The 18,392-nt window shown below is 64.7% G+C and carries 14 protein-coding genes; 5 read left to right on the forward strand and 9 right to left on the reverse strand.

Annotated elements, in window-relative coordinates; all coding sequences use genetic code 11:
• Window positions 1-78: 78 nt before the first annotated feature.
• The 4 genes from purH to htpX all read right to left on the reverse strand — a co-directional run bounded on the left by purH (window position 79) and on the right by htpX (window position 5,959).
• The gene (purH, locus tag shn_RS19845; RefSeq protein ID WP_064331957.1) at window positions 79-1,689 is read right to left on the reverse strand and encodes a bifunctional phosphoribosylaminoimidazolecarboxamide formyltransferase/IMP cyclohydrolase; all 1,611 of its coding nucleotides are present in this window, start codon (window positions 1,687-1,689) and stop codon (window positions 79-81) included.
• Between the two features lie 99 nt (window positions 1,690-1,788).
• Window positions 1,789-3,471 carry a heparinase II/III family protein gene (locus shn_RS19850; RefSeq protein WP_064331958.1) on the reverse strand — a complete coding sequence of 561 codons (1,683 nt, stop codon included), beginning with the start codon at window positions 3,469-3,471 and terminating at the stop codon, window positions 1,789-1,791.
• A 116-nt stretch (window positions 3,472-3,587) separates the two neighbouring features.
• Window positions 3,588-4,997, reverse strand: coding sequence for an RsmB/NOP family class I SAM-dependent RNA methyltransferase (locus shn_RS19855; RefSeq protein WP_064331959.1), 1,410 nt, complete (start codon window positions 4,995-4,997; stop codon window positions 3,588-3,590).
• Window positions 4,994-5,959: a zinc metalloprotease HtpX gene (gene htpX / locus shn_RS19860; protein WP_064331960.1), complete on the reverse strand. Its 966-nt coding sequence runs from the start codon at window positions 5,957-5,959 to the stop codon at window positions 4,994-4,996. The genes shn_RS19855 and htpX overlap by 4 nt, the downstream gene beginning before the upstream one ends.
• 211 nt (window positions 5,960-6,170) lie before the next feature.
• On the opposite strand from htpX, the gene shn_RS19865 reads away from it, so the two are divergent.
• Entirely contained in the window at window positions 6,171-6,368 is a 198-nt protein-coding gene (locus tag shn_RS19865) for a DUF1674 domain-containing protein (protein WP_084438186.1), read from the forward strand.
• Between the two features lie 203 nt (window positions 6,369-6,571).
• Here the strand turns inward: shn_RS19865 and acs are convergent, their stop codons facing one another.
• The gene (gene acs, locus shn_RS19870) at window positions 6,572-8,527 is read right to left on the reverse strand and encodes an acetate--CoA ligase (protein ID WP_064331961.1); all 1,956 of its coding nucleotides are present in this window, start codon (window positions 8,525-8,527) and stop codon (window positions 6,572-6,574) included.
• Window positions 8,528-8,759: 232 nt separating this feature from the next.
• Here acs and shn_RS19875 point away from each other — a divergent pair, with 232 nt between their 5' ends.
• Complete coding sequence (locus tag shn_RS19875; RefSeq protein WP_064331962.1) at window positions 8,760-9,461, forward strand: DUF1013 domain-containing protein; 702 nt, start codon at window positions 8,760-8,762, stop codon at window positions 9,459-9,461.
• Between the two features lie 127 nt (window positions 9,462-9,588).
• On the opposite strand, the gene shn_RS19880 is transcribed toward shn_RS19875, so the two are convergent.
• Together shn_RS19880 and shn_RS19885 are read right to left on the reverse strand one after the other, a co-directional pair.
• Window positions 9,589-11,493 (reverse strand): propionyl-CoA synthetase, encoded by a 1,905-nt coding sequence (locus shn_RS19880; protein WP_064332714.1) that lies wholly within the window; start codon window positions 11,491-11,493, stop codon window positions 9,589-9,591.
• A 133-nt stretch (window positions 11,494-11,626) separates the two neighbouring features.
• Entirely contained in the window at window positions 11,627-12,286 is a 660-nt protein-coding gene (locus tag shn_RS19885; protein ID WP_064331963.1) for a YggS family pyridoxal phosphate-dependent enzyme, read from the reverse strand.
• Between the two features lie 197 nt (window positions 12,287-12,483).
• Here shn_RS19885 and leuS point away from each other — a divergent pair, with 197 nt between their 5' ends.
• The 3 genes from leuS to holA are packed head-to-tail and all read left to right on the forward strand — an operon-like array spanning window position 12,484 to window position 16,667.
• On the forward strand, window positions 12,484-15,114 hold the full coding sequence (gene leuS, locus shn_RS19890) for a leucine--tRNA ligase (protein WP_064331964.1): 2,631 nt from the start codon (window positions 12,484-12,486) through the stop codon (window positions 15,112-15,114).
• Window positions 15,101-15,625 carry an LPS assembly lipoprotein LptE gene (lptE, locus tag shn_RS19895; RefSeq protein ID WP_064331965.1) on the forward strand — a complete coding sequence of 175 codons (525 nt, stop codon included), beginning with the start codon at window positions 15,101-15,103 and terminating at the stop codon, window positions 15,623-15,625. The genes leuS and lptE overlap by 14 nt, the downstream gene beginning before the upstream one ends.
• Before the next feature lie 7 nt (window positions 15,626-15,632).
• Window positions 15,633-16,667, forward strand: a complete 1,035-nt coding sequence (holA, locus tag shn_RS19900; protein WP_064331966.1) for a DNA polymerase III subunit delta — start codon at window positions 15,633-15,635, stop codon at window positions 16,665-16,667.
• Between the two features lie 15 nt (window positions 16,668-16,682).
• On the opposite strand, the gene shn_RS19905 is transcribed toward holA, so the two are convergent.
• Together shn_RS19905 and shn_RS19910 are read right to left on the reverse strand one after the other, a co-directional pair.
• Window positions 16,683-17,573, reverse strand: coding sequence for a ParB/RepB/Spo0J family partition protein (locus shn_RS19905; protein WP_064331967.1), 891 nt, complete (start codon window positions 17,571-17,573; stop codon window positions 16,683-16,685).
• 24 nt (window positions 17,574-17,597) lie between these two features.
• Complete coding sequence (locus tag shn_RS19910) at window positions 17,598-18,392, reverse strand: ParA family protein (RefSeq protein WP_064331968.1); 795 nt, start codon at window positions 18,390-18,392, stop codon at window positions 17,598-17,600.

The raw sequence follows: 18,392 nt of genomic DNA on the forward strand, positions 1-18,392 counted from the left end.
GCAAAGAATCCGGCTACAGAAGCCCCCGTGCACGAGGGTAAAGCCGTCTTGCCGGAGTTGCGCAGCGACCAGACCGATTTAGTGGCGGAAATGGCGCATGCCGGTGAAGACCATGGCAACGCCCGCTTCGTCGGCCGCGGCGATCACCTCCGCATCGCGCATCGAACCACCCGGCTGGATCACCGCCGTGGCGCCTGCGGCAATCGCCGAAAGCAGACCGTCGGCGAAGGGCAGGAAGGCTTCCGACGCGACGGCCGAGCCACGGGTCAGCGGCTCGGCAAGGCCCATGGCCTTGGCCGCTTCCTCGGCCTTCAGGCCGGCGATGCGGGCGGAATCGACGCGGCTCATCTGGCCGGCGCCGATGCCGGCCGTCTGGCCGTCCTTGGCATAGACCACGGCATTCGACTTGACGTGCTTGGCGACCTTGAAGGCGAACTTCATGTCTTCCAGCTCCTGCGCCGTCGGCGCACGCCTGGTGACGACCTTCAGTTCGAGGTCCTCGACCATGCCGTTGTCCCGGCTCTGCACGAGGAGGCCGCCCGACACCGTCTTGGCCGAAAGGCCCGGCACGCGCGGATCGGGCAGGGCGCCCGTCACCAGCAGGCGCAGGTTCGGCTTGCCGGCGATGACGGCGCGGGCCTTCTCGTCCGCGTCCGGCGCGATGATGACCTCGGTGAAGAGCTTGACGATCTCTTCCGCCGTCTCGCCGTCGAGCGTGGTGTTGAGCGCGATGATACCGCCGAAGGCCGAGACCGGATCGCAGGCGAGCGCCCGCGCATAGGCTTCCTTCAGCGTCCTGCCGGTGGCGACGCCGCAGGGATTGGCATGCTTGATGATCGCACAGGCCGGACCGTTTTCCGGCAGGAACTCGGCGACGAGCTCGAAGGCGGCATCGGTATCGTTGATATTGTTGTAGGAAAGCTGCTTGCCCTGCAGCAGCGTGGCGGTCGCCACGCCCGGACGGTTTTCACCGGTCACGTAGAAGCCCGCCTTCTGGTGCGGGTTCTCGCCGTAGCGCATCTCCTCCTTCAGGACGCCGCCGAGCACGCGGTGGCGCGGCATGGGTATATCGAGCGCATCGGCGAACCAGTTGGAGATCGCCGCATCATAGGCCGCCGTGCGGGCATAGGCCTTCGCCGCCATGCGCTGGCGGAAGGCGTAGGAAGTCGAACCATCGGCAAGTTCCTCCAGCAGCGCGGGATAATCGGCGGGATCGGTGACGATGGTCACATAGGCGTGGTTCTTGGCCGAGGCGCGGATCATCGCCGGGCCGCCGATATCGATGTTCTCGACCGTCGTCGGATAGTCGCCGCCCTTGGCGCGCACTTCCTCGAAGGGATAGAGGTTGATGACCGCAAGGTCGATCGCGCCGATGCCATGCGCCTTCATCGCCTCGACATGCTCCGCGTCGTCGCGGATCGCAAGCAGGCCGCCATGCACGGCGGGATGCAGCGTCTTCACGCGGCCATCCATGATTTCCGGAAAGCCCGTGACCTCGGAAACGTCGGTGACGTCGAGCCCGGCATCGCTGAGCGCCTTGTGCGTGCCGCCGGTCGAGAGCAGCCGCACGCCCTTTTCGGCAAGGGCGCGGGCGAGATCGACGATACCGGCCTTGTCGGAGACGGACAGCAGTGCCGTGCGCAGGGGGACACGGTCAGGGGCGGGGATTTTCTTGGAAATGACGGCCATGGGACGCTCCGTTCTGACGGCCCGGGAGGAGGGCCGGATGGTCATGTGCCCCGTTATCACAGGGCCGGCCCCGAGAAAACCGCCAAAAGCCGGGAATTCTCAGCGTTGCCGCACCAATGACCATTGAACCTCCGCCACCCTGGCAAGCGGCATGGTCAGCGTAAGCTGGCGCGACGCCCTGACGCCGGAGGGATCGGCGAAGAAGACATCCTCCTCTTCCTCCACGGCGACGTCGACGCAGGTCAGCGCCCAGGCCTCGCCATCGGGCGCGATCAGCCGCGTCTCGTTGGCCGAAACCCGATAGAGCTGGATCGTCGGAGGGATATGGAAGCGCACCACGGCGGTGCCCTTCTCGATTGCCCCATCCGGGTCGGCGGGCTTGTAGAAGCGCTCCCGGCCGCGGATCTCGCTGCCCGTCGCCGCCACGAGGATATCCCGTTCGTAGAGCAGGCCGAAGCGCTTGAGATAACCGTCGTGGGTCGCCGTCACGCTGTCGGCGCCGGACTGGCGCTCGGCACGCGACACATCCACCTTGCCGACGCCGCCGACGACGATCGGCCCGAGGAAACGGGAGGTGGAGATGCGCGAGGAGGACGTGTCGTTGAGCGTAGCGACGGAATGGGCCGCCGTGGTGCGCGACATCTGCCTGAGCGCCTCGCCGGCGAAACGCGGGCGCCCGGAATTGACGATGAAGCGGTTCTTGCCCGAGGACATTTCGATGGAAAGCGCACCGGCAGCGGCCGTCGCCGAAAGATCGACCGACTTGGGCACGCCCGTGTCCATCAGCACGACCGTCTCCTTGACCGCCAGGCGGTCGTAACGGCTCTGCGGCAGCGCCTTGAAGGGCGCGCCGCCGGTCTCGTCGTAGCGCAGCACCGACATCAGCTCGTTCGCCAGCGTATAGGTCGCGCCGTTGAACAACGCCAGCTCGCCGCCCTGGTGGCGGAAGAAGCGCAGCGCCGGGAAGATGCGGTCGATCGAGGGGATGAGCTGCGCGGGCACGTCATGGCCAAGATTGACATAGGTCTGGCGCAGCGGCAGCAGGTCGAGCAGCACGTCGAGCGCGGCCCGCGGATTGCGCGAGGAATGGCCGCCATCGGGCAGGATCTGCCGGTCGAGTTCCTCGTCGAGATGGCGGGCGGCCTTGCGCATGCGCGAGGCGGAGGCCGGCATGGCGATCGAGGCCATGGCGAGCGCGATGCGCACCCTCAGCCGCGGCTCGCCGTCGCGCGTCGTATCGGCGACATGGCGCAGATAGCGAACCTGGAAGGCAAGACTCTTCAGGAAGCGACGATAGAAGGGGTAATCGGCATCCTTCAGGACGACCGGCGAATGGGACAGCCAGGCAATGATGCGCTGCGCGGCGACATCGGGCCGCCAGGCAAGACCACCGATGACGCGTCCGTGGCTCTGCAGCCAGTCGTCGACGATGAAGCGGGCGGTGTGGGCGGCCTTTTCGGGATCGACCAGCCGCATATGCCGCAGCCAGCCGAAGGAATGCAGGCGCACGGCGAACTCCTCCGAGGGAAGCTCCAGTGCGAAGGGCGATTCGCCGTCGCATTCGAGGACGCGGCCGGCCAGCGGGAAACGTCCGGCGACGATTTCTTCGCCGGCAAACAAATCAGCGGGGTGAAGGTCCGTCGGGGCCACGACCAGCCGATCCGGCGTGCCGCCGGAAAAACGCATGGCACTGATTCGCCCGAGGGCGAGCCTCCGCGAAAACCGGCGCCAACCCTCACGCATATACAGATAGAGAAGCCGCTGCCTGTCGGAAAGCTGCATGGTTAACGAATGCCTCCTTGGCCTATAGCTAGGCCGAGAAGGCAAGCGGCGTCAATTGACCGGCGGTCGATGGGCTGTTGACGACGGCTGAAGTCTTTCGGAAGGGCCTTGGCAGCTCAGCCGGCATGGACGAGCCGTACGGCATAAAACCCGTCCAGGCCGCCGGCATGGCCGACCGTCGCGGGCAGCATGGCAGGCGTGGTGCGGAATTCGCCGCGCGGAGAGATCGCCGCCTCCAGACCCGGCCAATCGGCGGGATCGATCGGCGCGATGCGCCAGTCCGGATTGTCGGCGAGAACCCGGGCAACCATGTCCTCGCCCTCGCTCGGATCGAGCGAGCAGTTGGAGAAGACCAGCTCCCCGCCGGGGCGCACGAGCGTCAGTGCGTGGCGCAGCAGGCGCTCCTGCAGGCCGGCCAGCTTGCCGATATCCTCCGGTCCCTTGGTCCACAATACATCGGGATGGCGACGGATCGTGCCCGTCGAGGAGCAGGGCGCATCGAGCAGCACGGCATCGAACAGCTCGCCCGGACGGTATTCCGCCATGTTCGCCTCGACCGTCTCGGCCGAAAGATGCAGCCGGTCGAGATTGCCGATGAGCCGCTTCAGGCGATTGCCGGACTGGTCGAGGGCGGTGACCCTGGCGCCGGCAGCGGCAAGCTGCGCGGTCTTGCCGCCGGGTGCGGCGCAGAGATCGGCGACCCGCTTGCCGGCAAGGTCGGAAAACAGTTTTGCCGGCAGGCTCGCCGCGGCATCCTGCACCCACCATTCCCCGGCCTCGAAGCCTTCGAGCGCCGGAATGGCGCCGGAGGCAACGGGCAGGCGCACCGAACCGGTCGGCAGCACCAGGCCGCCGAGCCGCGCGGCCCAGCCTTCCGGGTCCGATTTCACAGTGAGGTCGACAGTGGAGGGTTCGAGCAGCGCATCGGCAATACGCGCGGCATGGTCACGGCCATAGACGGCGGAAAGCCGCTCATGGAACCAGGTCGGAATAACGGAAACCGCTTTTGTCGCCGTCAGATGCGAGGCCTTTTCGCGCGAAAGGCGGCGCAGCACCGCATTGGTGAGGCTGGCGAAGCGGCGGTTGCGCGGGTCGATCTGCGCCTGCTCGACCGCAAGGTCGACGGCGGAATGATCAGGCACGTCGAGATAAAGGATCTGCGCCGCCGCGACCGTCAGCACATGATGCAGCGCGCGGGCGCCGTCCGGCAGGGGCGTGCCGACGAGCGTATCCAGGATGGCCTCGATACGGGGGAGGTGGCGCAACGCCGTGTTGAGGATGGCCCGGACAAGCGCGCGGTCGGCATCGTTCAACTGGCAATAGGCCGGATTGCCGTTTTCGAGGTCGAGCATGCCGTCGAGCGGCGTCTTGCGATCGATGACCGCCGCCAGGATCTTGGCCGCGGCCTGCCGGGCCCGCAGGCCCGGCTTTTCCGGATGGTTCGCAGCAGGCCCCGGAGACGGCGCCTTGCCGCCGGGGCGATGGCGTTTCGGATGCGTTCTGTTTTTGTGTTTGTCGTCGTTCAAGACCAGGGACCTTTGGGCGGTTCGGAACCACCGCGTCCCCAGCCGGTCGACGGGACGGAGCGCGATTTGCGGGACGGATTATCAGCCCGCACCGGCTCCGTCGAGCGTGTCTGCATGCCGCGGGCCATTTCCTGAAGCGCCGCGATACGGTTCTCCGTGTTCGGATGGGTGGAGAACAGGTTGTCCATGCGCTCGCCCGACAGCGGATTGATGATGAACATATGGGCGGTCGCCGGATTATGCTCGGCAGCCTCGTTGGGAATGCGGCCGGCGGCAATGGCGATCTTCTTCAAGGCCGAGGCGAGCCAGAGCGGGTTGCCGCAGATCTCCGCCCCACGCTTGTCGGCAGAATATTCGCGCGTCCGGCTGATCGCCATCTGCACCAGCATGGCGGCGAAGGGCGCGACGATCATGGCGATGAGCACGCCGATGAAGCCGAGCGGATTGTTGTTCTCCCGGTTGCCGCTGCCGCCGAAGAACATGGCGAAGTTGGCGAGCATGGAGATCGCACCGGCGATCGTCGCCGTCAGCGTCATGGTCAGCGTGTCGCGGTTCTGGATATGGGCGAGTTCATGCGCCATCACGCCCGCCACCTCTTCATAGCTCAGGGCATGGAGCAGGCCCGTCGAGGCGGCTACCGCGGCGTTCTGCGGGTTGCGGCCGGTGGCAAAGGCATTCGGCTGGTCGCTGTTGATGACATAGACGCGCGGCATGGGCAGACCGGCACGCTTGGCAAGATCGCGCACGATGCCGTAATATTCCGGCGCCGAACGCTCATCGACCTCCTTGGCGCCGTACATGGACAGCACCATGCGATCGGAATTCCAATAGGAGAAGAAGTTCATGGCGATCGCGACGAGAAGCGCGATCATCATGCCGCCCTTGCCGCCGATGAGCAGGCCCACGCCCATGAAAAGCGCCGTCATGGCGGCGAGAAGCATGGCTGTGCGAACGATGTTCATGCGTTTTCGGCTCCTGTCTGGTCTCTTGCCGGGTTGCCACTCCCCCCGTTGTCAAGGGAATGTTTCACGTGAATCAGCGCTTTCCACAACGCCTTCATACCTAGCTTTGCATGTCGTTATCGCAAAACCGCTGCACACTTTTGCGCGACATGCCATATATGATGGGAAGCGAACAGGAATTCTTCAATATCCGGGAAGGATGCCCAATTTGATGGAAAGCGACAACGACAATCATACGGACGGCCGGAAAGTGCTTCCGCCCGCCGCCCAGCGTGCCCTTCGGGAAGCCGAGGAGCGGCGCAAGGCCGCCCCGCCGGTCGAACCCGCGCCGGAGATCGGCGGACGCGGCGGCGCCGACCCGGCACGCTTCGGCGATTGGGAGATCAAGGGCCGGGCGATCGATTTTTGAGAGGAAATCCGGAGAGCGGCCGTGACACATCGTCTCCCTCTCCATCGTCATGGTCGGGCTTGACCCGACCATCCACGGCCACAGGTGGAGCGTGGATCCTCGGGTCGAGCCCGAGGATGACGTCGGGAGGCAATCTTCCAGAAAGTTGATTCTTCAAACGAAAACGGCGGCCCGAAGCCGCCGTTTCGCTTTATGTTTCAAACTCAGCCGGCAGCCTTGTTCTGCCGGTTGGCGATCAGGTCGTCCACGACGGCCGGATCGGCGAGGGTGGACGTATCGCCGAGCGAACCGAAATCGTCCTCGGCGATCTTGCGCAGGATGCGGCGCATGATCTTGCCGGAGCGCGTCTTCGGCAGGCCGGGCGAGAACTGGATCTTGTCGGGCGTGGCGATCGGGCCGATCTCCTTGCGCACATGCTTGACGAGGTCCTGGCGCAGCGTATCCGTACCCTCTTCGCCCGCCATCAGCGAGACGTAGCAATAGATGCCCTGTCCCTTGAGGCTGTGCGGATAACCGACGACGGCGGCTTCCGAAACGAGGTGGTGCGAGACGAGGGCCGATTCGATTTCAGCCGTGCCGAGGCGGTGGCCGGAAATATTGAGCACGTCGTCGACGCGGCCGGTGATCCAGTAATAGCCGTCCTCGTCGCGCCGGCAGCCGTCACCGGTGAAGTACTTGCCCTTGTAGGTCGAAAAATAGGTTTCGACGAAACGCTTGTGATCGCCATAGACGGTGCGCATCTGGCCCGGCCAGCTGTCGGTGATGCAGAGATTGCCGTCGGCCGGCCCTTCCAGCACATTACCCTCGTTGTCGACGAGCTGCGGCTTGATACCGAAGAACGGCCGCGTGGCGGAGCCCGGCTTGAGCTCCGTCGCGCCCGGCAGCGGGGTGATCAGGATGCCGCCGGTCTCCGTCTGCCACCAGGTATCGACGATCGGCGAACGCCCTTCGCCGACGACGTTGTAATACCATTCCCAGGCTTCCGGATTGATCGGCTCGCCCACCGAACCGAGCAGGCGCAGCGACGAGCGCGACGAGCGCTTCACGAAGGCGTCGCCCGCTCCCATCAGCGCGCGGATCGCCGTCGGGGCGGTGTAGAAGATGTTGACCTTGTGCTTGTCGACCACCTCCCAGAAGCGGCCGGCATCCGGGAAGTTCGGCACGCCTTCGAACATCAGCGTGGTCGCGCGGTTCGCCAGCGGCCCGTAGACAATGTAGGAATGGCCCGTGACCCAGCCGACATCGGCCGTGCACCAGTAGACATCGCCGTCCTGGTAATCGAAGACGTATTTGTGCGTCATCGAGGCATAGACGAGGTAGCCGGCCGTGGTGTGCAGCACGCCCTTCGGCTTGCCGGTCGAGCCGGACGTGTAGAGGATGAAGAGCGGATCTTCCGCCTTCATCCTGGCCGGCGGGCAATCGCGCGGCACGGTCAGCACCTCCTGGTGGTGCCAGATGTCGCGGCCCGGCGCCCAGCCGATCTTGCCGCCGGTGCGGCGCACGACCAGGACCTTGTTGACGATGACATGCTGCTTGGCGGCGATGTCGATCGCCGTATCGGTGTTTTCCTTCAGCGGGATCGGCTTGCCGCCACGCACGCCCTCGTCGCAGGTGACGATGAAGGTGGATTCGCAGTCGACGATGCGGCCGGCCAGCGCATCCGGCGAGAAGCCGCCGAAGACGACGGAATGCACGGCGCCGATGCGCGCGCAGGCGAGCATGGCATAGGCCGCTTCCGGGATCATCGGCATGTAGATGGTGACGCGGTCGCCCTTCTTGACGCCGTGCTTCTTCATGACGTTCGCCATGCGGCAGACGTGTTCGTAGAGCTCGTTATAGGTGATCTTCTTGTCGATATAGGGGTTGTCGCCTTCCCAGATGATGGCGACGTCGTCGCCATGCGCCTTGAGGTGGCGGTCGATGCAATTGTAGGAGACGTTGGTGATGCCGTCCTCGAACCACTTGATCGGCACCTTGCCGGAAAACGATGTGTTCTTCACCTTGGTATAGGGCTTGAACCAGTCGATGCGCATGCCGTGCTTGTCCCAGAAGCGCTCCGGGTTCTCGATGCTTTCGCGATACCAGTTCTGATAGGTTTCGTTGTCGATCAGCGCACGGCTTTTCGCGGACTTCAGCACCGGATAGGTCTTTGCGGACATGGATTCCTCCTCACTGCGCATGGACGGGAAAACCGCGTCTCCTCCGGCTTCCCGCATCTCCGTCGCCATACATATCAGGTCAAATCCTTCGGGCAATTAGACAAAAGGTCATTTGCGCTTGAAGAATTGCATTTCTGCGACGGTGATTGTATAGAGGGCCGAATTCCCGGAACATAGTGGTTACACCCCACGGCCCGCGACACCGGCGCGGACGGACAGAAGGACTATATCCATGGCTCAGCAGCTCCTCATGCCAAAGGCGACCGCGGTCTGGCTGGTCGACAACACGGCGCTGTCGTTCGACCAGATCGCCACATTCTGCAAACTGCACCCGCTCGAAGTGAAGGCCATTGCCGACGGCGAATCGGCCCAGGGCATCAAGGGCCTCGACCCGATCTCCACCGGCCAGCTTTCGCGCGAGGAGATCGCCCGCGCCGAAGCCAATCCGAATCACAAGCTGAAGCTGTCCGAACCGAAGGTCCGCGTGCCGGAATCCAAGCGCAAGGGCCCGCGCTACACGCCGGTCTCCAAGCGCCAGGACCGTCCCAACGCCATTCTCTGGCTGGTGCGCAACCATCCGGAACTCAAGGATGCGCAGATCTCGCGTCTCGTCGGCACGACCAAGTCGACGATCGAACAGATCCGCGAACGCACCCACTGGAACTCGACCAACCTGACGCCGATGGACCCCGTGACGCTGGGCCTGTGCTCGCAGATCGACCTCGACCTCGAAGTCGAACGCGCCTCGAAGGGCCGACCGCTGCCGACCGCTGCCGAACTCGGCGCGACGCTGGAATCCGCGCAGGAAACGGAAAAGCTGCCCTACAGCACCGACCGCGAGGACGAGAAGGAAATCGACGCCGACGCCGTCTTCGCCAAGCTGAAGTCGTTGAAGTCGGCCACGCCGGACGAAGACGAAGACGACCGCTTCTGAGCCACACTCTTTTCGAGGCGGTGCCCCCTCTCATCCGTCACGCTCGGGCTTGATCCGAGCATGACGACAGCGGACGGGAAAGTTTCCCATTTATGCAACCCGGCCTTTCGGCCGGGTTTTTTATTGCTCAGACGATCCGCCGCCCGGACAGGACCTCGGCGATCTCGTCGAGGATGGCGGGATCGTCGATGGTCGCCGGCATCTTCCAGTCCACCCGGTCGGCAATCTTCTGCATGGTGCCGCGCAGGATCTTTCCGGAACGCGTTTTCGGCAGGCGCTTCACGCAGATCGCCGTCTTGAAGGCGGCGACCGGACCGATGCGTTCGCGCACGAGGCCCACAACCTCCTGCTCCACGAGCGATGATTCACGTGAAACACCGCTCTTCAGCACGAGGAAACCGGCCGGCAGCTGGCCTTTCAAGGCATCGGCGACGCCGATGACGGCACATTCGGCGACGTCGGGATGGCTGGCGCAGACCTCTTCCATCGCGCCCGTCGACAGACGGTGGCCGGCGACGTTGATGATGTCGTCGGTGCGCGACATGATGAAGACATAGCCGTCCTCGTCGACATAGCCGGCATCGGCGGTCTTGTAATAGCCGGGGAATTCCGACAGGCAGGCCGAGCGGAAACGCTCGTCGGCGTTCCAGAAGGTCGTCAGGCAGCCGGGGGGCAGGGGCAGCTTGATGGCGATGTTGCCGAGCGTGCCGGGCGCCACCTCATGGCCGGCATCGTCGAGCACATGCAGTTCGTAGCCCGGCATGGGTACGGTCGGGGAGCCGTGTTTTACGGGCAACTGGCCGAGGCCGAGCGGATTGCCGACGATCGCCCAACCAGTCTCCGTCTGCCACCAGTGATCGATGACCGGCACGCCGAGCACCGCCTCAGCCCAGCGGATCGTGTCCGGATCGGCCCGCTCGCCGGCAAGGAACAGCGCGCGCAGGCTGGAAATGTCGTGCCGCTTGACGAGCGCGCCCTCCGGGTCCTCCTTGCGGATGGCGCGAAAGGCCGTCGGGGCGGTGAAGAGCACCGAGACCTTGTAGTCCTCCACCACGCGCCAGAAGGCGCCGGCATCCGGCGTGCCGACCGGCTTGCCCTCATAGAGCACCGTGGTGCTGCCGTTGAGAAGCGGCGCATAGACGATGTAGGAATGGCCGACGACCCAGCCGATATCCGACGCCGCCCAGTAGACCTCGCCGCGCTCCACGCCGTAGAACGCCCGCATCGTCCAGGCGAGCGCGACCATGTGGCCGCCATTGTCGCGGATGACGCCCTTGGGCTGGCCGGTCGTGCCCGACGTATAGAGGATATAGAGCGGATCGGTGGCCGCCAGCGGTGCGCAGGAAATGATGCGCCCCGCATCCCGCGCCGCCGCAAGCGCGGGGCCGAGATCGACATCGCGCCCCGCTTTCAGCTCCGCCGCCAGTTCCGGCCGCTGCAAGACGAGGCAGCGCTCCGGCTTGTGCCCGGCAAGCTCGATCGCCGTGTCGAGCAGCGGCTTGTAGGCGACCACGCGATTGGGCTCGATGCCGCAGCTTGCGGTGACGACGAGCTTGGCGGTGGAATCGTCGATGCGTGCCGCAAGCTCGCTCGCGGCGAAGCCGCCGAACACCACCGAATGGATCGCCCCGATGCGCGCGCAGGCGAGCATGGCGAAGACCGCCTCGGGGATCATCGGCATGTAGAGAATGACGCGGTCGCCCTTCTCCACGCCCTGATCGACGAGCACCGCCGCCATGGCATTCACATGGGTGAGGAGCTCGTCGTAGCTGTAGCGCGCCTTGCGGCCGGTCACCGGGCTGTCATAGATCAGCGCGGCGTCCGCGCCGTGACCCGCCGCCACATGCCGGTCCACGCAATTGTGACAGGTATTGCCGACCGCATCGGGAAACCAGCGCCCGTAGACGCCCTGTTCAGCGTCGAAAATATCCGTCGGTTCGCTGAACCAGTCGATCGCCCGGGCCGCTTCGGCCCAATGACCCCTGTGGTCATTCTTCCACGCCCGATAGATCTCGGCATAGGTCTTCTGCATCGCATCCTCCATGTCCGGCCATGAAACCGGCCGGCTCCTCCAGAGGAAAGAATAGGAGAGGACGATGCGTCGGAAAAGCCAGACGAAAGCCGCAAGCGGCAAATCGCCCCTTGCGCTTCGTCAAGCGAGGATGTCAGCGCGTTCCGAAAATCGCCGAACCGACGCGCACGCTGGTCGCGCCGAAGCCGATGGCGACATCGTAGTCGCCGGACATGCCCATCGACAGCCGGTCGAGATTGCAGCGTTCGGCGAGCTTGGCGAGCAAGGCGAAATGCGGGCCTGGATTCTCGTCCGCCGGCGGAATGCACATCAGCCCCTCGATGGTGAGGCCGAGCTCGTCGCGGCAGAGGGCGACGAAGGCGACCGTATCGTCCGGCGCGATGCCGGCCTTCTGTGGTTCAAGCCCGGTATTGACCTGGACATAGAGCCGCAGCGCACGCCCCTGCCGCGCCATTTCGGCGGCGATCGCGCGGGCGATCTTCTCCCGGTCCACCGTCTCGATGACATCGAAGAGCGCCACGGCCTCGGCCGTCTTGTTGGATTGCAGCGGGCCGATCAGGTGAAGCTCGATGCCGGCCGTCTCGGCGCGCAGCGCAGGCCACTTGCCCTGGGCCTCCTGCACGCGGTTTTCGCCGAACACACGCTGGCCGGCCGCGATCGCCGGGCGAATCGCCTCGGCATCGAAGGTTTTCGAGACCGCCACCAGCGTCACCGCCTCGGGCCTGCGGCCGGCTTCGGCAGCCGCCTTGCGCATCCGGTTGCGAACGTCCTCGAGACGGTCCTGAAGGTCCATGCTCATTCTCCATCGGCATCTGGTTCCGGACCTAGCGAAATCGGCACGGTTTGCCAAGCGCGCGCATGCCGTATCTCTTTGGCCGGAGGCCGGAAAACTTGACGCTTCGGCGGTTTCATGATGAAGGTCTCGGCACCATATTCGCATGGGCGCACCGCCCTCCAAGACTCCCAAAAGACTTCCGGAACATCAAAGACATGGCCACCGAACGTTACAATCCGCGCGATGCCGAACCCCGCTGGCAGGCAAAATGGAACGACGACAGCGTCTTCCTGACCAAGAACGACGATCCGCGCGAGAAGTACTACGTCCTCGAGATGTTCCCCTATCCGTCGGGCCGCATCCATATGGGCCATGTGCGCAACTATGCGATGGGCGACGTGGTCGCGCGCTACAAGCGCGCCCGCGGCTACAATGTGCTGCATCCGATGGGCTGGGACGCCTTCGGCATGCCCGCCGAAAACGCCGCCATGCAGAACAAGGTGCACCCCAAGGGCTGGACCTACGACAACATCGCGACCATGCGCAACCAGTTGAAGTCCATGGGCCTCTCGCTGGACTGGTCGCGCGAATTCGCCACCTGCGACGTGGACTATTACCACCGCCAGCAGCACCTCTTCCTCGATTTCCTGGAAAAGGGCCTCGTCTACCGCAAGCAGTCCAAGGTGAACTGGGACCCGGTCGACCATACGGTGCTTGCCAACGAGCAGGTCATCGACGGCCGTGGCTGGCGCTCCGGCGCGCTCGTCGAGCAGCGCGAGCTGACCCAGTGGTTCTTCCGCATCACCGATTTCAGCCAGGATCTGCTCGATTCTCTGGAAACGCTCGACCAGTGGCCGGAAAAGGTCCGGCTGATGCAGAAGAACTGGATCGGCCGTTCCGAAGGCATGCTGGTGCGCTGGGAAATTTCCGAAGGCGCGGGCCTGACGGGCGAAAAGGACGTCACCGTCTACACGACCCGTCCCGACACGCTGTTCGGCGCCTCCTTCATCGCCATCTCCGCCGACCACCCGCTTGCCCGGGAGGCGTCTGCTAAGAACCCCGAGATCATGGCCTTCGCCGAGGAATGCCGCCGCGCCGGCACCTCGCTTGCGGCGCTGGAAACGGCGGAGAAGAAGGGCATGGACACCGGCATCCGCGTGCGCCATCCCTTCGACGCGGCCTGGGAGCTGCCCGTCTACATCGCCAACTTCGTGCTGATGGACTACGGCACGGGCGCCATCTTCGGCTGCCCTTCCGGCGACCAGCGCGACCTCGACTTCGCCCGCAAATATAACCTGCCGGTCGTGCCCGTCGTCATGCCGAAGGATGGCGACGCGGCCACCTTCGCCATCGCCGACGAGGCCTATGTCGGCGACGGCGTGATGATCAATTCCGGCTTCCTCGACGGCCTTGGCACCGAGGAAGCCTTCGAGGAGGTCGCGAACCGCCTCTCCGCCATCACGCTCGGCAACTCGCCGCAGGGCGAGCGCAAGGTGAACTTCCGCCTGCGCGACTGGGGCATTTCGCGCCAGCGTTACTGGGGCTGCCCGATCCCGGTCATCCACTGCGAGCAGTGCGGCGTCGTGCCCGTGCCGAAGGCCGACCTGCCGGTAAAATTGCCCGACGACGTCACCTTCGACAAGCCGGGCAACCCGCTCGACCGCCATCCGACCTGGCGCCACGTCGCCTGCCCGCAATGCGGCGGTGATGCCCGCCGCGAGACGGACACGATGGACACCTTCGTCGATTCGTCCTGGTACTTCGCCCGCTTCACCGCCCCGTGGGAAAACAACCCGACGGACCCCGCTGCCGCCAATGCCTGGCTGCCGGTCGACCAGTATATCGGCGGCATCGAGCATGCGATCCTGCACCTGCTCTATTCGCGCTTCTTCACCCGCGCCATGCAGGTCGCCGGCCATCTCGACCTGAAGGAACCCTTCAAGGGCCTCTTCACCCAGGGCATGGTGGTACACGAGACCTATAGCCGCGCCGTCGACGGCAAGCGCGAATGGGTGACGCCCGCCGAAATCCGCATCGAGGAAGAGGGCGGCAAGCGCCGCGCGGTCCATCTTGAATCCGGCGAAGAAATCGCCATCGGCTCGATCGAGAAGATGTCGAAGTCGAAGAAGAACGTCGTCGACCCCGACGACATCATCGCCTCCTATGGCGCCGATACCGCCCGTTTCTTCGTGCTCTCCGACTCCCCGCCGGATCGCGACGTCATCTGGTCGGAAGCTGGCGTTGAAGGAGCCCATCGCTTCGTCCAGCGCGTCTGGCGCCTTGTTTCCGAGGCCGCGCCGGCCCTCAAGGCCGCGGAAAGCCGCCCCGGAGCGGACGGCGAAGCGCTCGCCGTCTCGCAGGTCGCGCACAAGACGCTGAAGGCCGTGCAGGCCGATTACGACAAGCTCGCCTTCAACAAGGCCGTTGCGCGCATCTACGAATTCGTCAACGCGCTTGCCGCGCCGCTAACCGCCGCCGCTGCCGGCAAGGCCTCGGCCGATGTCGTTGCCGCCCTGCGTGAAGCGGTCGGCATCCTGATCCGCATCGTCGCGCCGATGACGCCGCATCTGGCGGAAGAATGCTGGCGCGAGATCGGTGGCGAAGGCCTCGTCGCAACGACCCCCTGGCCGTCCTACGAAGACCGCCTCGTCGCAGACGACGAAGTCACCCTGCCCGTGCAGATCAACGGCAAGAAGCGCGCGGATTTGACAATCGCCCGCGATGCGGACCAGACTGCCGTCCAGGCGGCCGTTCTGGCGCTCGACGCCGTCCAGGCCGTGCTCGCCGGCCAGCAACCCAAGAAGATCATCGTCGTACCGCAGAGGATCGTGAATGTTGTTGTCTGACGGAACCGGCCTCTCCCGGTTCGCAAAGGCGTTTGCCGGCATCGCCATCCTTGGCGTCATCGCCGGCTGCCAGGTGCGGCCGCTTTATTCCACGCCCGCCGGCACGGAGGGCAAGCTTGCCGCCGTGGCCATCTCGAAGGCCGATGACCGTGTGGAACAGCAGGTCCGCAACGACCTGATCTTCCTCTTCTCGGGCGGCGCCGGCGAGACGCAGAGCGCGCTCTATCACCTGGATCTCAACGTGACGGTCCGCAAGATCGGCGTGCTGCTCGACGTGCGCGACGACATTCCGCGCGCCGGCCGCATCGTCGTCTCGGCCGACTACAATCTCGTGCAGACCGACTCCGGCGAAACATTGGCGTCCGGCAAGCGTTCGGCTGTCGCTCTCGTCGATTATCCCGTGCAGGAATTTGCCAAGCTGCGCGCCGTCAGGGATGCGGAAAACCGTGGTGCCCGTGAGCTGGCGGAGCTGATCCGCGCAGACGTCGCGTCGGCGCTCGGCCGACGCTGAGCCGGCTATGGCCGAGGTCAAGTCGCACGAGTTCGACGGTTTCCTGAAGCGCAAACCGCTGCCCGTACGGCTCTTCCTGATCTACGGCCCCGATCGGGGCCTCGTTTCCGAACGTGCCGCGGCGCTTGCCGCGGCCAGCGGCGTCGATCTCACCGACGCCTTTTCCGTCGTGAAACTCGATGCCGGCGAGATCGGCGGCCAGCCGGGCCGGCTGATCGACGAGATGAACGCGATCGGCCTTTTCGGCGGCGATCGTCTTGTCTGGGTCCGCAATGCCGGCGGCGAGAAGGGCCTTTCCGACGCGCTGGACATCCTGGCCAAGATGCCGACCGGGCCATCCACCCTGATCATCGAGGCGGGCGACCTGAAGAAGGGCGCCGGACTGCGCAAGGCCGCCGAATCCAGTTCGGCCGTCGTGGCCATCCCCTGCTATGCCGATGACGGACGCGCCCTGCAGGCGCTCATCGACCAGGAGCTCGCATCCGAGGGCCTGCGCATTTCCCCCGCGGCCCGCACGCGCCTGGTGGAAACCATCGGCGGCGACCGGCTTGCCTCGCGCAACGAGGTGCGCAAGCTGGCACTCTACTGCCGGGGCAGGGAGTTGATCGAGGAACAGGATGTCGAGGAGATCGTCGGCGATGCCAGCGCGATCTCGACGGACGATGCCATAGACGCCATCCTCAAGGGCGACAAGGACGGTTTCCTGCACGCCATCCAGAAGATCGTCTCCTCCAAGACACCGGTCTTCCTCGTGCTGCAGGGATGCCTGCGGCAGTTCCAGCTCCTCGAATTGATGCGGGCGGAGATGGATGAAAAGCGGGCACCGGCCGCCCAGGCCATGGCGACCCTGGGCCGCCATCTGCATTTCCGCCGCAAGCCGATTGTCGAAAATGCCTTGAAAACCTGGACGGGGCAGGCGATCCGGCGTGAAACACAACGCCTGCAGGCCGCCATATTGCAAAGCCGGCAGCGGCCGGCCCTGGAAGACACAATCGCCATGCAAACCATGCTGGCGACCGTGCTTCAATCCGCACGGCGTTGAATCCGGCTAAGGATATTATCGCCGCTCCAGAAGACGGCAGATTTCCTCGAGCTGTTCGAGCGTCTTGTAGGCGATCCGCAGTTGTCCGCCGCTACCCTTGTGATTGACGGTCACATCAAGGCCGAGCACGTCCGAAAGCGTGCGTTCCAGCGCCAGTGTATCGGCATCCTTCTCGTCCTTACGCGGCGCCTGGCCGTGATTGGGATCGCTCTGCGCCTTGATGTCGTTCTGCGCAAGACGCTCCGCGTCACGCACCGACATGCCCTTCGCGACGACGGTCTTGGCTAGTCCGACGGGATCGGACGTGGGAATGAGCGCACGCGCATGGCCGGCAGAAAGCGAGCCGGAGGCCAGCATCTCACGCACCGGCTCCGGCAGCTTCAACAGACGAAGGCTGTTCGCCACGTGACTGCGGCTCTTGCCGATGATCTCGCCGAGATCGTTCTGCGTGTAGCCGTGATCGGCGATCAGCAGCTCATAACCCATCGCCTCTTCCAACGGGTTGAGATCGGAGCGCTGCACGTTTTCCACGATGGCGATTTCCAGCGCCGTACGGTCATCCACGTCCCTGATAATGACCGGAATATCGATCAGGCCGGCGAGCTGTGCGGCCCGCCAGCGACGCTCACCGGCGATGATCTCGTAACGATTGTCTGCCGTGGTGCGCACGACGACCGGCTGCACGATGCCATGCTGGCGAATGGAGGAGGCCAGGTCCTGCAGTTCTGATTCATCGAAGTAGCGCCGCGGATTGCGCGGATTGCGCCCGACGAACTCGATCGGAACCAGGCGATCCGGATTCACCGCCGGGCGTTCGCCGACATCGGCGGCGGGAAGCTGGTCCATTTCACCGATCAGGGCGGCAAGGCCGCGGCCAAGGCGCCGCTTTGAGTTGTCTTCGTTCATCGGTTCTACTCACGGATACTGAAATCAGGCAGCCCGACGCTGCCTTTCACGCTGGATCACCTCGGAAGCAAGCTGAAGATAGGCCTGGCTTCCGGCGCATTTGAGATCGTAGAGAATCGCCGGCTTGCCGTAGGAGGGCGCCTCGGACACGCGCACATTGCGCGGAATGAGCGTATGGTAGACCTTTTCGCCAAGATGTGTGCGCACATCATTGACCACCTGCTGCGCAAGATTGTTGCGCGAGTCGAACATGGTGAGCACGATGCCCTGGATATCCAAGTAAGGATTGACGGTACGGCGCACCTGATCCACCGTCTCCAAAAGCTGGCTGAGCCCTTCCAACGCAAAGAACTCGCATTGCAGGGGCACCAGCACCGAATGCGCGGCGGCAAGGGCATTCATGGTCAGCAGGTTGAAGGACGGCGGGCAATCAACCAGCACGTAAGAGTAAGACCGCGCCTCCGCCGATGCGAGCGCCCGCCGCAGCCGGAAGACGCGGTCGTTCTGCTGCGCGATCTCCATTTCGATGCCCAGGAGGTCCATCGTCGAGGGAATAATCGACAGATTGGGTACAGCCGTCTGCAGCACCGTCTCGGCAACTCCGTGGCTGCCGATCAAAAGGTCATAGGAAGAGAGCTCGCGGTTGCGGCGATCGATGCCGAGCCCCGTGCTGGCATTACCCTGGGGGTCCAGATCGACGATCAGCACACGCTCGCCGATCGCGGCCAGCGCCGTGGCAAGGTTGATCGCGGTGGTCGTCTTGCCGACGCCACCCTTCTGGTTTGCAATGGTGATGATCCGGTTCTTTTCGCCTGCCAT

Origin of the sequence: Shinella sp. HZN7, assembly GCF_001652565.1 — a bacterium.
GTDB lineage: Bacteria > Pseudomonadota > Alphaproteobacteria > Rhizobiales > Rhizobiaceae > Shinella > Shinella granuli.

Bases quoted from the DNA above. Each gene is read 5' to 3' on its own strand.
- shn_RS19905 (WP_064331967.1), bottom strand. From the start codon at position 17,573: ATGAACGAAGACAACTCAAAGCGGCGCCTTGGCCGCGGCCTTGCCGCC.
- holA (WP_064331966.1), top strand. From the start codon at position 15,633: ATGGCCGAGGTCAAGTCGCACGAGTTCGACGGTTTCCTGAAGCGCAAA.
- shn_RS19875 (WP_064331962.1), top strand. From the start codon at position 8,760: ATGGCTCAGCAGCTCCTCATGCCAAAGGCGACCGCGGTCTGGCTGGTC.
- lptE (WP_064331965.1), top strand. From the start codon at position 15,101: ATGTTGTTGTCTGACGGAACCGGCCTCTCCCGGTTCGCAAAGGCGTTT.
- shn_RS19910 (WP_064331968.1), bottom strand. From the start codon at position 18,392: ATGGCAGGCGAAAAGAACCGGATCATCACCATTGCAAACCAGAAGGGT.
- leuS (WP_064331964.1), top strand. From the start codon at position 12,484: ATGGCCACCGAACGTTACAATCCGCGCGATGCCGAACCCCGCTGGCAG.
- acs (WP_064331961.1), bottom strand. From the start codon at position 8,527: ATGTCCGCAAAGACCTATCCGGTGCTGAAGTCCGCGAAAAGCCGTGCG.
- shn_RS19865 (WP_084438186.1), top strand. From the start codon at position 6,171: ATGGAAAGCGACAACGACAATCATACGGACGGCCGGAAAGTGCTTCCG.
- htpX (WP_064331960.1), bottom strand. From the start codon at position 5,959: ATGAACATCGTTCGCACAGCCATGCTTCTCGCCGCCATGACGGCGCTT.
- purH (WP_064331957.1), bottom strand. From the start codon at position 1,689: ATGGCCGTCATTTCCAAGAAAATCCCCGCCCCTGACCGTGTCCCCCTG.
- shn_RS19880 (WP_064332714.1), bottom strand. From the start codon at position 11,493: ATGCAGAAGACCTATGCCGAGATCTATCGGGCGTGGAAGAATGACCAC.
- shn_RS19850 (WP_064331958.1), bottom strand. From the start codon at position 3,471: ATGCAGCTTTCCGACAGGCAGCGGCTTCTCTATCTGTATATGCGTGAG.
- shn_RS19885 (WP_064331963.1), bottom strand. From the start codon at position 12,286: ATGGACCTTCAGGACCGTCTCGAGGACGTTCGCAACCGGATGCGCAAG.